This window comes from uncultured Bradyrhizobium sp. (assembly GCF_947648125.1).
GTDB lineage: Bacteria > Pseudomonadota > Alphaproteobacteria > Rhizobiales > Xanthobacteraceae > Bradyrhizobium.
The window spans coordinates 200,632-215,377 of record NZ_CANSMR010000006.1 but is presented as its reverse complement, the minus strand read 5'-3'; the positions used below and the strand labels follow the sequence as shown (position 1 = coordinate 215,377).

General features: G+C 65.2%; 12 protein-coding genes. 4 read left to right on the top strand and 8 right to left on the bottom strand.

All coding sequences use genetic code 11. The features are described 5' to 3' along the window. Positions 1-183 precede the first annotated feature (183 nt). The 5 genes from Q0030_RS14115 to Q0030_RS14095 all read right to left on the bottom strand — a co-directional run bounded on the left by Q0030_RS14115 (position 184) and on the right by Q0030_RS14095 (position 7,112). Positions 184-1,722, bottom strand: coding sequence for a sugar ABC transporter ATP-binding protein (locus Q0030_RS14115; protein ID WP_298367764.1), 1,539 nt, complete (start codon positions 1,720-1,722; stop codon positions 184-186). Next, positions 1,719-2,840: a hypothetical protein gene (locus Q0030_RS14110; protein WP_298367762.1), complete on the bottom strand. Its 1,122-nt coding sequence runs from the start codon at positions 2,838-2,840 to the stop codon at positions 1,719-1,721. The genes Q0030_RS14115 and Q0030_RS14110 overlap by 4 nt, the downstream gene beginning before the upstream one ends. Beyond that, positions 2,840-4,972, bottom strand: coding sequence for an SMP-30/gluconolactonase/LRE family protein (locus Q0030_RS14105; protein ID WP_363323458.1), 2,133 nt, complete (start codon positions 4,970-4,972; stop codon positions 2,840-2,842). Before Q0030_RS14105 ends, Q0030_RS14110 begins: the two co-directional genes overlap by 1 nt. Positions 4,973-5,076: 104 nt before the next feature. Beyond that, positions 5,077-6,102: a sugar ABC transporter substrate-binding protein gene (locus tag Q0030_RS14100; RefSeq protein WP_298367758.1), complete on the bottom strand. Its 1,026-nt coding sequence runs from the start codon at positions 6,100-6,102 to the stop codon at positions 5,077-5,079. A gap of 77 nt (positions 6,103-6,179) precedes the next feature. Next, positions 6,180-7,112 carry an ABC transporter permease gene (locus Q0030_RS14095; RefSeq protein WP_298367756.1) on the bottom strand — a complete coding sequence of 311 codons (933 nt, stop codon included), beginning with the start codon at positions 7,110-7,112 and terminating at the stop codon, positions 6,180-6,182. A gap of 184 nt (positions 7,113-7,296) precedes the next feature. Between Q0030_RS14095 and Q0030_RS14090 the strand changes: the two genes are divergently transcribed. Beyond that, the gene (locus tag Q0030_RS14090; protein WP_298367754.1) at positions 7,297-8,292 is read left to right on the top strand and encodes a LysR family transcriptional regulator; all 996 of its coding nucleotides are present in this window, start codon (positions 7,297-7,299) and stop codon (positions 8,290-8,292) included. A gap of 16 nt (positions 8,293-8,308) precedes the next feature. Here Q0030_RS14090 and Q0030_RS14085 read toward each other — a convergent pair whose 3' ends face one another. From Q0030_RS14085 to Q0030_RS14075, 3 genes are read right to left on the bottom strand one after another with little or no spacing between them, the layout of a single operon-like run. Then, entirely contained in the window at positions 8,309-9,184 is an 876-nt protein-coding gene (locus Q0030_RS14085; RefSeq protein WP_298367752.1) for an SDR family oxidoreductase, read from the bottom strand. Between the two features lie 4 nt (positions 9,185-9,188). Then, a complete protein-coding gene (locus Q0030_RS14080) occupies positions 9,189-9,746 on the bottom strand; it encodes a carboxymuconolactone decarboxylase family protein (protein WP_298367750.1) in 558 nt (185 codons plus the stop codon). Then, positions 9,724-10,425, bottom strand: a complete 702-nt coding sequence (locus tag Q0030_RS14075; protein ID WP_298367748.1) for a TetR/AcrR family transcriptional regulator — start codon at positions 10,423-10,425, stop codon at positions 9,724-9,726. The genes Q0030_RS14080 and Q0030_RS14075 overlap by 23 nt, the downstream gene beginning before the upstream one ends. Before the next feature lie 161 nt (positions 10,426-10,586). Here Q0030_RS14075 and Q0030_RS14070 point away from each other — a divergent pair, with 161 nt between their 5' ends. The 3 genes from Q0030_RS14070 to ilvD all read left to right on the top strand — a co-directional run bounded on the left by Q0030_RS14070 (position 10,587) and on the right by ilvD (position 14,733). After that, positions 10,587-11,798 (top strand): ABC transporter substrate-binding protein, encoded by a 1,212-nt coding sequence (locus Q0030_RS14070; protein ID WP_298367746.1) that lies wholly within the window; start codon positions 10,587-10,589, stop codon positions 11,796-11,798. Positions 11,799-11,805: 7 nt separating this feature from the next. Next, the gene (locus tag Q0030_RS14065) at positions 11,806-12,699 is read left to right on the top strand and encodes an MBL fold metallo-hydrolase (RefSeq protein WP_298367744.1); all 894 of its coding nucleotides are present in this window, start codon (positions 11,806-11,808) and stop codon (positions 12,697-12,699) included. A 189-nt stretch (positions 12,700-12,888) separates the two neighbouring features. After that, on the top strand, positions 12,889-14,733 hold the full coding sequence (gene ilvD / locus Q0030_RS14060; RefSeq protein WP_298367742.1) for a dihydroxy-acid dehydratase: 1,845 nt from the start codon (positions 12,889-12,891) through the stop codon (positions 14,731-14,733). Positions 14,734-14,746 lie beyond the last annotated feature (13 nt).

The window sequence follows — 14,746 nt, the reverse complement described above, 5'->3', positions numbered from 1 at the left end:
ACTGGATCGCCCGCTTTCGCGGGCGATGACAGAGCAGGATACGGCTGTCATTCGCGCACCGGCGGGCGACGCGGAGCGTCGAGCCCGGAATCCATCAGGCCACATCATGTGCGGCGGAATGGATTCCGGGCTCTCGCTTCGCGAGCCCCGGAATGACAGCGGAGAGACGTCGCGCCCGTGCCCTCAATGCACCGCTGCGTACAGGATCTTGTCCTGCGTCGCGTCCGCCGCGTCGAACTCGGCGACGATGCGGCCGGTGCGGGCGACCAGGATGCGGTCGGAGACGGCGAGGATCTCCGGCAGATAGGACGAGATGACCACCACCGCCTTGCCCTCGTCGGCGAGCCGGCGGATTTCGCCGTGGATATGCGGGATGGTGCCGACATCGACGCCGCGCGTCGGCTCATCGAAGAAGATGATCGACGGCTCCTGCACCAGCGTCTTGGCCAGCACCACTTTCTGCTGGTTGCCGCCGGACAGCTCGATGATCCGCGCCTTGCGCTGCAATGCACTGATCTTGAGCCGGTCGACCCAGTAACTGGCGAGCTTGCCGCGCCTTGCGCGCGACAGCAGGAAGCTCCAGCCCTTCCTTGTGGCGAGATTGCCGATATAGACGTTGTCGTCGACCACCATGGTCTCGAAGAAGCCGTTGGCCTTGCGGTCCTCGGTGATGTAGGCGATGCCGTCATTGATCGCCTGCCGCGGCACGCGATAGCGGATCGGTTTGCCGCGCAGCCGGATGGTGCCGCCATTGACCAGGTTTCGCTTCAGCGCGCCGTAGACGATTTTGGCAATCTCGGTGCGGCCGGAGCCGATCAGGCCGGCGATGCCGACCACCTCGCCGGCATAGACCGAGAACGACATGTTCTTGACCGCCATGCCCATGGTGACGTTCTCGACGGTCAGCACCTTCTCGCGGCGCTGGTGGGTCTTCGCTCTGCCGCCATACACCGCCTGCGCCACCTCGCGCCCGACCATGTGCTGCACCAGCGCATCACGCGTGAGTTGCTTGGCGGGCGCCGTGATCACCAGCTTGCCGTCGCGCAGCACGGTGATGCGGTCGGCGATCTGCAGCGATTCCTCCAGCGCATGCGAGATGTAGATGATCGAGACGCCGCGAGCACGCAGATCGCGCACCAAGTGGAAGAAGTGGACGATCTCCTCCGGCGTCAGCGATGCGGTCGGCTCGTCGAAGATGATGATGCGCGCTTTGTTGTAGATCGCGCGCGCGATCTCCACCATTTGCTTCTTGGCGGTGCCGAGCAGCGCCACCGGCGTTGCCGGATCGACGTGGAAATTGAGCGACTGCAACAGCTGCTGGGCCTGGATGTTCAGCGTGCGGAAGCGCGTCAGCAGCTTTTCATTGCCGAGCTCGATGTTCTGCGCCGCGGTCATGGTCGGCACCAGGCTGGTCTCCTGATAGACCATGCAGATGCCGGCATCGAGCGCGTCGCGCGGCTGCTCGAAATTGGCGGGCTTGCCGTCCAGCAGATAGTCGCCGGAGGTGAGATTGATCGCGCCCGCGATCGCCTTGCACAGCGTCGACTTGCCGGCGCCGTTCTCGCCGACCAGCGCATGCACCTCGCCGGGATAGAGATCGAAATTGACGCCCTCGATGGCGTGGACACCGCCGTATATCTTGGAGCCGTTGCTGATCTGCAGCACCGGCTCGCGGGTTGCAGATTGGGTCGCGGGTGCCGCCTGCATCACGCCGTCGTTCATCGCAGCTCTCCGGTATAGCGCAGCAGCCGTCCGGCGCCGCGCGCCGCGATCACGACGCCCGAAGGCGTCGCGCAGGCGGCGGTGATGCCGTGGAAGCGACCGCCGGCGCGGCTGTGCAGGCTGTCGCTCGCCTCGCCCTCGGCATCGAGATGCACGAGCAGGCCATAGGAGCGCGGCGGCGCCCATGGCTTCTGGATGCCGAGCGCCTTGACGCTGCCGATCTGCATCGGTTCCAGGCAATCGCTGCCGCCGACCAGCGCCGGCGCCACCCAGTAATCGGGCGGCATCGTCGCCATCATCTCTTCGCGGAAATCGTCTTCCTTGAGCACGAATTCGATCAGATGGGTGCGGCGTGCGAACACGGCGAGCAGCACCCCGCCATGGCCGTCCGGATGCACCCGCGCCGGATAGCCCGGCATGTTGGCGGCGACGGTCTCGCGCGGACCAAGCCCGTTGCCAGCGATCGCGAACCGGCTGAGGCGATGCGCCCAGCTCTCGGTGAGCCACAGGCTGCTGCCATCGGCCGAAGCCATCACGCCATAGGGATATGGCAGATCGCGCAGCAGCACCTGCGGGTTGTCGAGGCCTGCGCCGCAACTGATCAGGCGGCCGCCGGCACGCTTCTCCATCAGATCGTGCCGCCACTCGCCTGGGCGGCGGCCGGCGCTGCCCTCGACCGCATAAATGCGGCCATCGGGCGCCGCCGTGACCGACAACAGCCCGGCGAGCGCGCTGCCGCCGGCGGTCTCCAGCCAGCGCGGCGCGGGTTTTGCCGGATCGATCGCGGCAAGGCCCCTGCCTGCGATGCAGACCAGCAGGCGGCCGTCCGGATGCAGCGCGAGTCCACCGGCATCATCCTCGAACTCGGCGATAACAGCGCGGGTCGAAAAATCCGCACCGCTGAGCTTCAGCACCTGGCGGCCGGCGGAGGCATAGATCGCGCCGTCGCCGGCGGCGATGACGTCGTCGACGCCGGGCAGCGGCTCGCCGATCGGCACGGCGGTGTCGAGCCGGTCGTTCGGGCTCAGCGCGCCGTCGAGCGGCGGGATCGCGTTCTGACCGCCGTCGCGGTCGATGACGCTGCGGATGTCACGCAGCAGATGATCGAAAAAGCCCATTATTTCGTCACCCTGCTCTTTGCGCCCCAATAGGCATCGTAGCCGGTCCAGCTGTCGTCGACGCCCTCGAGCTTGATGCGGCCGATGCGGTTGTTCTCCAGCCCGCCGAGATAGAGATAGCCCTGATGCTCGCGCATCGAGGTCAGGGTCGAGTGCGAGATGCCGGTCGGATCCCACCACGACTCCAGCGCCTCGCCCTGCTCGTTGAACTTCAGCACGCAGCCATGGTTGAGCGCGGGCGCCAGCCACTCGTCGGTCGGCACCTGCTTGACCATGCGCAGGCGGAATCCTGGTTTTCGCGCGGCAAGGTCGAATGTGGGCGTGCGAATGCCGACCAGCGCCAGCCAGTAGGTGCCGTCGGAAGCGCGGTTGATGTTGTCGGGGTTGCCCGGCAGCTCGTCCATCAGCACTTCGGTCTTGCCCTTGTTCGGCCCGTCGATCCAGTGGCGGAACACCTTGCACAGCGAGGTCGACGCGATCAGGATCGACTTGCCGTCATGGGAGACGCAGATCCCGTTCGGGAAATAGAAGTGGTTGATCACCGTGCGCGTGGTCTTGGTCGCCGGATCGTAGCAGACCACGCGGCCGTTCGGCCGGCCCTCGAGGATGTCGAGCGTGTTGGTGGTCATCTCGTAGCGCGTGGTGCAGTCGCTGAAGTAGATCTTGCCGTCGGGCGCGATGTCGAGATCGTCGGCCATGCGCAGCCGGGAATCGTCGTTGAGCTTGTACCAGGTGCGGTTGGTCTCGTCGGTAACCTTGAAGATGCGGCCGTCGGGCGCGATGCCGTAGACGCCCATGCCGGCGACCGCGACGATCAGATTCTCGTCGCGATCGAACTGCATGCCGAGCGGCCGCCCGCCGATATGGGCGAACACCTCGCGGGTCTTGAAGTCAGGCCCGGAGAAGCGGATCACATTGCCGTCGCGGGTCGAGCCGTAGAGCCGGCCCTGGCGATCGAGGATGACGTCCTCGGGCCCCTCGACCTGGTCGACGCCGATCGCCTGCGCCTTGATCAGCCGGTCGTTCTGCGCGTAGGGCGATGCCGCGCCGGGCTGCACCGCAGGCGCCGAGGCGAGCGGCACGAACGCCGGATTGACATAGATCTTCTGGATCGCCTTGCCGCGGTTCTTGGACCATTTGACGTCAATGCCGACCGCGGCGAGCAGGATCATGCCGGTTACCGCCGAAGTGACGTAGCCCGGGATGCCCATGCGCACGAGGCCGTTGATCAAGAGGAAGATGATCAGCGCGCCGATCATCGCCCGCCACACCGTGCCCTTGCCGCCGGCCAGCGACACGCCGCCGAGCACCACGGCGGTCAGTGCCTGGAATTCCCAGCCCACGCCGGTGGTGGAGTCCGTCGACGCCTGCCGTGCCGCATAGAAGATGCCGCTCGCCGCGCACAGCGTGCCCGACAGCACATAGGTCATGAACAGCATCAGCCTGACGCGGATGCCGGCATGGCGCGCCGCCTTGCGGCTGGCGCCGATCGCGGTAAGATGCCAGCCATAGCGCGAGCGCGACAGGAAGATGTGGCAGATCAAAAGCACCACGAACAGTGTCGCCGCATTGACGGGAATGCCGAGCACGCTGCCGCCGCCGATGAAATCCCAGGCGTCGCTCTCGACCGAGTTGGTCGCGAACACCTGGGCGTAGCTGGTGTTGAGTAGGTTGACCGAGGCGCGCAGGATGATCAGCGTCACCAGCGTGGTCAGGAACGGCCGCGTCTTCAGGAAGCCGATCAAAAAGCCGTTGATGCTGCCGAGCAGCGCGCCGACCAGAAGCGTCGCCGGCACGGCGAGGCCGACCGGCCATTCGCGCACCAGGAGGAAATAAAGCGCTGCGAAATTGCACAGCGCGAAGATCGCGCCGACCGAAAGGTCGATGCCGCCGGTGACGAGGCAGAAGCCCATCGCCAGCGCGACGAAGCCGAATTCAGCGAACAGCCGCAGCAGCGACACCGAGTTCTGCACCGAAGCGTAGTCGGGAATGGTGAGCGCGAAATAGGCCCACAGCCCGATCATCACGGTGAAGGGGACGACCGGCTCGAACCACTGTTTCAGCAACAGCTCCGAGAGCAGGAGCCGGGGTGAGAACCGCCGCACCGATGCGGAAAAGGAATCAACTGCCATCGACATCGCCAAAGCACTCCTGATCCGGTTTCAACGTTTCCGGATTCTGACCCGTGATACAGCCGGCGCGGGAATGCCCCCCGCGCCGGCTGTCTCGCGCCTTGTTAGTTTTTCTTGGGTAGCGCGAAGCAGGTGCCGCCGAGCGAGGCGTTCGACTTGTCGATCCAGATCGGCCGCGTGTAATAGGACAGGTTTTTCGTGCCGGGCTTGTCGCCGGACATCAGCAGGGTTTCAGCGGCAAACATCAGGTCGTGGCCCTGCTCGGTCGCCTTGTAGCTGAGGAACTTGCTGAAATTACCTGACGTGACCTGGTCGCAATCGAGCTGCGAGCCCTCGCCCGAGGCGAACACCTTCACATCGTCGATCTTGCCGGCATTGCGGATCGCCTGTGCGGCGCCCGATTCCATGATGCCCCAGAAGCCGATGGAGGCGCAGAGATCGGGATGCTGCTGGATCACGGTGGCGGTGATGTTGAGCGCGGTGTTGGCGTCCCAGTTCGCCGCCTGGTTCGACACCACCTTGATGTTGGGATCCTTGTTCAGGACCTCCATGATGGCGCCGACCTGATCGACACTGGCGGCTGCGGTCAATTCGCCCTGCACGATCTGCACCTTGCCCGATTTGCCGGAGCCGGTGCCGCAGGCCTTGACGGCTTCGTTCGCGAGCATCCTGCCGATCTCGCGCCAGTCGACGCCGACAAAGGCACCGGACTTGTAGTTGGAGGCCATGTTGACCTGGATCACATGCGTGCCCTGGGCCTCGGCGCGCTTCAGGTCCTTCATCAGCAACGTCACGCTCGGATTCTGCACGATCAGGACGTCGGGCTTCTGGTCGACCAGCGCGGTCAGCGCCTGCTGCATCGCGGATGGATTGTTGTTGGGATCGCGCACGATGTACTTCATGCCGCGCCACTCGGCCTCTTCCTGCACCACGCGGCCCCATTCGTCGGACAGCGGCACGCCGAGCGCGATCGGCAGATAGGCGACGGTCTTACCCTGCAGCGACTTGTCGTAGGCAGCGCGCAGCTCGCGCCCGGCCTTGGTACCTTCCTCCTGCGCCGATGCCGCGAACGGCATCGCGGCGAGCGTCACGCCGGCGAGCAGGATCGTCCAGAACTTGGTCGTCTTCATTCGTCTCCTCCACACAAAATTCTTTTGATTGATTTGGATTCTTTTGATCGGCCAGAGATCTGGCTGCTTGGACGCTCTTAGTCGCCCTGCCGCGCGGTCTCCTCGTCGCGGGGATGCAGCCAGTTGTCGAGCACGATCGCGGCCAGCAACACCACGCCCTTGATGATGTTCTGCACCTCGCTGTTGACGTCCATGATGGTGAAGGCGTTAAGCAGCGTGCCGATCAGGACGCAGCCGACCACGACGCTGAATACGCTGCCGCGGCCGCCGATCAGGCTGATGCCGCCGATCACGACGACCAGCACGACGTCGAAGATCATGGTGCCCTGGGTGATCGCCATCTGCATGCTGCCCGTGGTGCCAACCCAGACCAAGCCTGCAATCCAGGCGAGCAGTGCAACCAAGACGTGCTCCAGCACGATCAGCGGACGCAGCGGAATGCCGGTCAGCCGGGCAGCCTCCGGATTGTCGCCCTGCGAATAGATGAAGCGACCGATCGAGGTGCGCGACAGGAACAGGTGCATCGCGATCGCGCAGACCGCGAACACCAGGATCGGAACCGGAATGCCGAACAGCCGTCCGGCGCCGAGATACATCAGGCCCGGCGCGTCCTTCGGCGCGTAGACCACCCAGGCCGGTGCGATCCAGAACGCGAGGCCATAGATCACGAAGCCGGCGGCCAGCGTCACGAACAGCGCCGGCGCCTCGACAAAGGCGACCATGACGCCGTTGGCGACGCCGATCAGCACCGCAATGGCCAGCGCCAGCAGCACTGCCGTGAAAACGGGCATGCCGTTCTGCATGTAGATCAGGGCGATCGCCCAGGAACCCGCCATGATCGCGACCTCGGAGAGGTCGATGCCGCGGCTGATCACGATCAGCCCCATGCCGAGGCCGAGCACGCCGAGGATGGAAATACTGCGCAGCAGATTCAGCAGATTGGAGACGGTGGCGAAACCGTTCAGGGTCAGGCCAAACACAACAAGAAGCGCGATCGTGATCAGGAGCACGATCTGCTCCTGGCTCGGCTTTGCGAACATTGAGCCCGAGCGAGATGATGCCGCAGGGACAGCAACGCCGCGCGATGGCGATTGCACGCTCATCGTTTCCTCCAGGTATTATTTTGCTTGAGACTTTAAGAGTGCCAACTCATATTCGTCAAATGCATTCGACGGATACGGATTGATTATTTCCATGCATGTACGCGATATCGATCTGAACCTGTTCGTCGTGTTCGACGCGATTTACACCGAGGGCGGCGTCAGCCGCGCCTGCTTCCGCCTCAATCTGACGCAGCCCGCGGTGAGCCATGCGCTGAGCCGGCTGCGCGCGATGTTCAACGATCCGCTGTTCGTGCGCCGCCATCACGTGATGACGCCGACGCCGCTGGCGCGCCAGATCATCACCACGGTGCGCCAGGCGCTCAACGGCCTGGAGACGACGCTGACCCACACCAACCGCTTCGATCCGGCCAAGACGCCGAAGCGGTTCGTGATCGGCCTGCGCAACAATCTCGAGGCGCCAATGCTGAGCGCGCTGATCAACCGAATCAGCGCCGTCGCGCCGCTGGTCGAGATCGCGACCGTGCGCAGCGAGCGCAACAATCTGGAGCGAGAGCTTGCCGCCGGCACGTTGGATGTCGCGATCGACACGCTGCTGCCGCTCTCGACCGAGGTGCGGCGCGAGCAGATCCTGACCGAGCATATCGCGGTGTTCGCCCGGCGCGGCCATCCCGAGCTCGGCACGCGGCTCGACAAGAAGGCTTACCTGCGCCTGGAACACGTCTGCGTGACGTCGCGGCGCAGCGGCCTGTCGTTCGAGGACTTCCAGTTCCAGCGCCTCGGCCTGACGCGTACCGTGCGCCTGACCTGCCAGAACTTCGCGACCGCCTGCCATGTCGTGAGCCGCAGCAACATGCTGCTGACGGCGTCGGAGAGCGCCGCCTCCGTGCTGGAAGATCCCGGGCTGTTGCAGTGCTTCCCCTGCCCGTTCCCGATCAGCCCGCACGTCAATTATCTCTATTGGCATGCCACTGCCGAGGGCGACACCACCAATCAATGGCTGCGCGAGCAGCTGCGCGCCGCTGCGGCGCTGCTCGCCGGCAGCCGTTTCAGCAAGAAGAACCGCCGCGTGGCCAAGACAGGCCCCAAGGTGACAATCCCGATCCCGACCAGCATCGCCGCCGAATAGCGGCGCGCCGCGCCGCTCACATTCCGCTCAGGCCGCTGTCGACCGCGAGCGTCTGCGCGGTGACGTAGACGCTTTCATCCGACATGAAGAACAGCACCGCGTAGGCGATCTCCCACGCCGTCGCCTGGCGGCCGAACGGAACCTGGCTCTTGCCGCGCGACGGTCGTCCCGCGCCGGCCTCGCGGCCGTTCGGCGTGTCGACCAGCCCGGGATAGACCAGGTTGGCGCGGATGCCGCGCCGCGCGCCGGTATGGGCGATGTTGCGCATCAGGCCGCCGAGCGCCGCCTTGGAGGAATCATAGACCGCCATCTGCGATCCCGCCTTCAGCGCCGCGATCGAGGAGATGAAGACGATAGAGCCGCCGTCGGCGAACTTCGGCAAGGCGGCGCGGCAGCACAGCATCGGGCCGCGCACATTGACGTCGTAGATCCTGTTCCATTCCTCGGCGCTGACATTGTCGAGCCCGGTCTTGCCGAAGGTGCCGATGTTCAGCACCATGCCGTCGAGCCCGCCCATCGTGTGGTGCGCCTCGGCGATCATCCTGATGACGTCGGCCTCCTTGGTGACGTCGGCGGCGATCGCGAAGGCGCGGCCGCCGTCAGCCGCGATGCGCGCGACCGTGTCGTCCGCAGAGGCGCGGTTGAGGTCGGCGACCGCGACATGGGCGCCCTCGCGCGCGAACAGCAGGCTCATGGCGCGGCCGTTGCCGATCGGATCGGTCGCTGCTTCAAACACACGCTGGCCGCCGCCGACCACCAGGATGCGGCGGCCGTTGAGACGGCCCCTGCCCGGCGCGGTGCCTGACGACTCCGCGCTCAGCGGACGGACATGGCGCTCCGGCTTCGTGTCTTGTGAGGCCCCTTGCTTGGCCTCTTGCGAAGTCTCCGACATCCCATCAACCCCGCTTCTTGCCGCTCTCATAGATGGCCATGCCGGCGGCCGGATCGAGATCGGTCTCGGTCGCCTCCGTCAGCCGCGCCATCATCATGTAGAAGCCGAGCGCGACGATCGCCTCGACGATCTCCTGATCGCTGAAATGCCCGCGTACCGCGGCAAAGGCCGCGTCACTAACGCGCACCTTCTCGACCACTTCGCGGCCGAAGCCGAGCAGCGCACGCTCGGCCGCATTGAGCGCGGCGGCATCGTAGTTGCCGTGCTCGACGGCATCGATCTGCGCTTGCGTCACGCCGACGCCGAGCGCGATCGGTACATGCTGGCGCCATTCGTAGGCACCGCCCTCGAGCTGCGCGGCCTGCAGGATCAGCAGCTCGCGGTTGACCGCCGAGAGCTTCTGCTTGTGCAGGATCGAATTGGCGAGCCGCATCAGCGGCATCGCATTGGCCTCGGCATGGGCCATCATGCGGAAGATGTTCAGCTTGACCGGCATGCGATCGAACACCGTGCGGATGTCGCCGCTGGTCGTCTCCGGATCAATCAGGGGCAGCCTTGCCATGCGTCTCTCCCTTTTTTCGTTGCTTCTTATCCGAAATGTCTGCGTCCTTTGCCGCAATCAGCGACAGGAAGAACGCGAGATAGCGGTCAATCGCCTCGATCACCTTCGGCCGCGGCGAGGCCTGCGCGCCCATCACATAATGTTCGAGCCTGACATAGATCAGGCCGGCCGCGAACAACCGCGCCGCCTCGCGCGGGTCTGTGGTCGAGATCAGTCCGGCGAGCGCGAAGCCGCGGAAGTAGTCCGTCATAAGGCTTTGTTCGCGCGCATAGAAATGGTCGGCGAACTTGGCGCGGATACCGGGCACACGGTTGCGCTCGGCGGTGATGACCTTCTGGAACTGATGCTCGCGCGGATCCGACCATTGTTCGACGAGGTCGAGCGCGAACTGGCGGCAGAAAGCGCTCGGCTGCTGCACGAGCTGCCGGTAGCGCGGCGCCTCGAGCCGATCGGCCGAACTCGCCGGACCGTGCTCGCTGACGATCGCCTCGAGGATCGCGGCCTTGCCCGGAAAATGATTGTAGAGGCTGCTCTCGCGGATGCCGACGCGGCGCGCGAGCTCGCGCATCGACGCGCCGCTATAGCCGCTTTGCGCGAACAGGCTGAGCGCCTCGCTGAGGATGCGCTCGCGGGTGGAGGTCACGACCGCCTCGGCCGCGCTGGATGTGGAAGCCGCCATGGCGCCTTGACTAACGAACGATCGTTCGCTAGTCAACCGTACGAACGATCGTTCGTCTGTACGGCGGCGGTTGTAGCCCGAAAGCCGCGCAGGCGGCGGGCGAAGTATTCGCGTTTCAACTCCGCCCGAAGAGGCGGAGAGCAATCTGGGGAGATTCCGTCATGGCGCGCCTCGTCCGCTCTCATTTGCGCGCGGCCTTTTTGCTGCTGCCGCTGATCGCCGCCGGCGCCGTGCGGGCCGAGAGCGCGAAATATGACTCTGGCGCCGACGACAGGACGATCAAGATCGGTACCACCGCGCCGCTGTCCGGCCCCGTCTCGGCATTCGCGCAAATCGCGAAATCGGCGGATGCCTATTTCCGCAAGGTGAATGACGAGGGCGGCATCAACGGCCGGCGTATCCAGATGATGATCGCCGACGACGCCTACAGCCCGCCGAAAACGGTGGAACAGACCCGTCGCCTGGTCGAGAGCGACGAGGTGCTGTTGATCTTCGGCGGCGTCGGCACGCCGACCAACAGCGCCGTGCACAAATATCTCAACGACAGGAAGGTGCCGCAGCTCTTCCTCGGCTCGGGCGCGGCGAAGTGGGACGACCCGAAGAACTTTCCGTGGACCGTCGGCTGGCAGCCGACCTATCGCGACGAGGCGATCGCCTACGCCAAATACATCAAGGCGAGCCACCCGAACGCCAGGGTCGGTGTGCTCTATCAGAATGACGACCTCGGCAATGACTATCTGAAGGCGCTGGAGGAAGGCCTCGGCAGCACCGAGGCGATCGCGGCTCGCGCGGCCTACGAGACCACCGCCCCCACCGTCGATACGCAGATCCTGCTGCTCAGGAGCAGCGGCGCCGACGTCGTGCTGGTCGCGGCAACGCCGAAATTCGCGGCGCAAGCGATCCGCAAGATCGGCGAGATCGGGTGGAAGCCCACCACCATCATCTCCAACGTCTCGGCCTCGATCAGCGGCGTGCTCGAACCCGCCGGAAAGGACAATTCCACCGGCGTGATCTCGAGCCAGTATCTGAAGGACTCGACCGACCCGGCGCTGAAGGACGACGCCGGCTACAAGGAATGGGTCGCCTTCATGGACAAATATCTGCCCGACGCCAACAAGAGCGACTGGCTCAATGTCTATGGCTACACCATCGCACAGACGCTGGTCGCGGTGCTGAAGGCCGCCGGCAACGACCTCACCCGCGCCAATGTGATGAAACAGGCGACCAGCATCAGGGATCTGCATCTACCGATGCTGATCAACGGCACCGCGGTCAGCAATTCGCCGCAGCGGTATACGCCGATGACCAGCTTGCAACTGATCCGCTACGACGGCACGCGCTGGGTGCCGTTCGGCGACCTCATCAAGAACTGAGCACCGCATGCGCCAGATCACCATCGGCAGCATGCGCATCGACCGCCTGGTCGAAATCCCCTCGCTTGCCTTCGACAAGACATGGCTGTTCGCCAATGTCACCGACGAGGTGATCGCCGCGAACCGAAGCTGGCTCGATCACCGCTATATCGAGCCGGAGACCGGCCGCTTCATCCTGAGCCACCACTCCTATCTGGTGCGGACGCCGCGCTGGACCGCCGTCGTCGACACCTGCTGCGGCAATCACAAGCCGCGCCCGCGCGTGCCGGCCTGGAACAATCTCAACCAGCCCTATCTGGAGAACATGGCCGCGCTCGACGTGCGGCCCGAACAGGTCGACTTCGTGATGTGCACGCATCTGCATGTCGACCATGTCGGCTGGAACACGCGGCTGATCAACGCGCGCTGGGTGCCGACCTTTCCGAAGGCGCGCTATCTGATGGGGCGCGCCGAATTCCGGCACTGGGAGGCCGCGCACCGGGCAACTCCGCCCACACCGGTCAATCACGGCGCGTTCGAGGATTCGGTGCTGCCTGTCGTCGCGGCCGGCCAGGCCGAATTCGTCGAGACCGATCACCTGCTGTTCGACGACCGCGACGCCGGCCTGCGCTTTGCGCCGGCGCCGGGCCACACCGCCGGCAACATGCAGATTCATCTCAACGGCGGCAGCGATCATGCCGTGATGTCGGGCGACGTGATCCATCATCCGATCCAGTGCGCGGAGCCGTGGCTGTCGAATGCCGCGGATGTCGATCCCGCGGCGGCGCTCGCCACCCGCATGACGCTGCTGGAGGAATTGGCGGATACGCCGAGCTATCTCTTGACCGGGCACTTCCCCGCCCCGACCGCGGGCCGCGTGGTCCGGCATGGCGAGGCCTTCCGATTCAGGTTCGAGGATTGAGACAATCGGATCGAAAGGGCGCCGCGAAAACGAGCCGCGGCCGGTCTGGCGCCTGCCGTCGCCACGAGGGCCGGGATCGAAGTCAGATAGCGGGGTTCAGCCATGCGGTTCCGCGCTTGAATCCGCATCCACGGGCGGGCATAAGGGCTGCCATCTCCCTAAAAAATGGCCATAGCCCAAGGATTTACGATGCCCGCCTATCGCTCCCGCACAACCACCCATGGCCGCAACATGGCGGGTGCCCGCGGCCTGTGGCGCGCCACCGGCATGAAGAACGAGGATTTCGGCAAGCCGATCATCGCGGTGGTCAACTCCTTCACCCAGTTCGTGCCCGGCCATGTGCATTTGCAGAACCTCGGCCAGCTGGTGGCGCGGGAAATCGAGAAGGCCGGCGGCGTCGCCAAGGAATTCAATACCATTGCGGTGGATGACGGCATTGCGATGGGCCATGACGGCATGCTCTACAGCCTGCCCTCGCGCGAACTGATCGCCGACAGCGTCGAATACATGGTCAACGCGCATTGCGCCGACGCGATGGTCTGCATCTCCAACTGCGACAAGATCACCCCCGGCATGCTGATGGCGACGCTGCGCCTGAACATCCCGACCGTGTTCGTCTCGGGCGGTCCGATGGAATCCGGCAAGGTCCTGCTCAAGGGCAAGAAGCGCGCGGTCGACCTGATCGATGCGATGGTCGCGGCCGCCGACTCCAACGTGTCGGACGAAGAGGTCGAGGTGATCGAGCGCTCGGCCTGCCCGACCTGCGGCTCCTGCTCCGGCATGTTCACCGCGAATTCGATGAACTGCCTGACCGAGGCGCTTGGCCTCGCGCTGCCCGGCAACGGCTCGGTGCTGGCGACGCATGCCGACCGCAAGAGCCTGTTCGTCGAGGCTGGCCATCTGATCGTCGATCTCGCCCGCCGCTACTACGAGCAGGACGATGCCAAGGTGCTGCCGCGCAACATCGCGAACTTCAAGTCGTTCGAGAACGCGATGACGCTCGACATCGCGATGGGCGGCTCCACCAACACCGTGCTGCATCTGCTCGCCGCCGCGCGCGAGGGCGAAGTGCCGTTCACGATGGCCGATATCGACCGGCTGTCGCGCAAGGTGCCGGTGCTGTGCAAGGTCGCGCCGTCGGTGCAGGACGTCCACATGGAGGACGTGCATCACGCTGGCGGCATCATGGCGATCCTCGGCGAGCTCGACCGCGCCAAACTGCTCACGACCGACGGACCGACCGTGCATGCGGCGACGCTGGACGACGCGCTGAACCGCTGGGATGTGGTGCGGACCACGAGCGACAGGGTGCGCAACTTCTACCGCGCCGCGCCGGGCGGCGTGCCGACCCAGGAAGCCTTCAGCCAGGACCGCCGCTTCGACGACGTCGATATCGATCGCGCCGAGGGCGTCATCCGCAACGCCGAGCACGCTTATTCCAAGGACGGCGGTCTCGCCGTGCTGTTCGGCAACCTCGCCGAGGACGGCTGCATCGTGAAGACCGCCGGCGTCGATCAGAGCATTCTGAAATTCTCGGGTCCAGCCCGCATCTTCGAGAGCCAGGACGCCTCGGTCGACGCCATCCTGACCAACAAGGTCAAGGCCGGCGATGTCGTGCTGATCCGTTATGAAGGTCCGCGCGGCGGCCCGGGCATGCAGGAGATGCTCTATCCGACCAGCTATCTGAAGTCGAAGGGCCTCGGAAAGGCCTGCGCGCTGATCACCGACGGCCGCTTCTCCGGCGGATCGTCCGGCCTGTCGATCGGGCACGTCTCACCGGAAGCCGCCGAAGGCGGCCTGATCGGCCTCGTCGAGGAAGGCGATATCATCGAGTTCGACATCCCGAACCGCAAGGTCAACCTCAAGGTCGACGATGCCGAACTGAAGCGCCGCCGCACGGCGATGGAAGCCAAGGGCAATGCGGCGTGGAAGCCGGCCGCGCCGCGCAAGCGCGCCGTCTCGACCGCGCTGAAGGCCTACGCGGCGTTCGCAAGCAGCGCGGCGAAGGGTGCAGTGCGCATCCTGCCGGAGTAATCGGCCTAAGCGT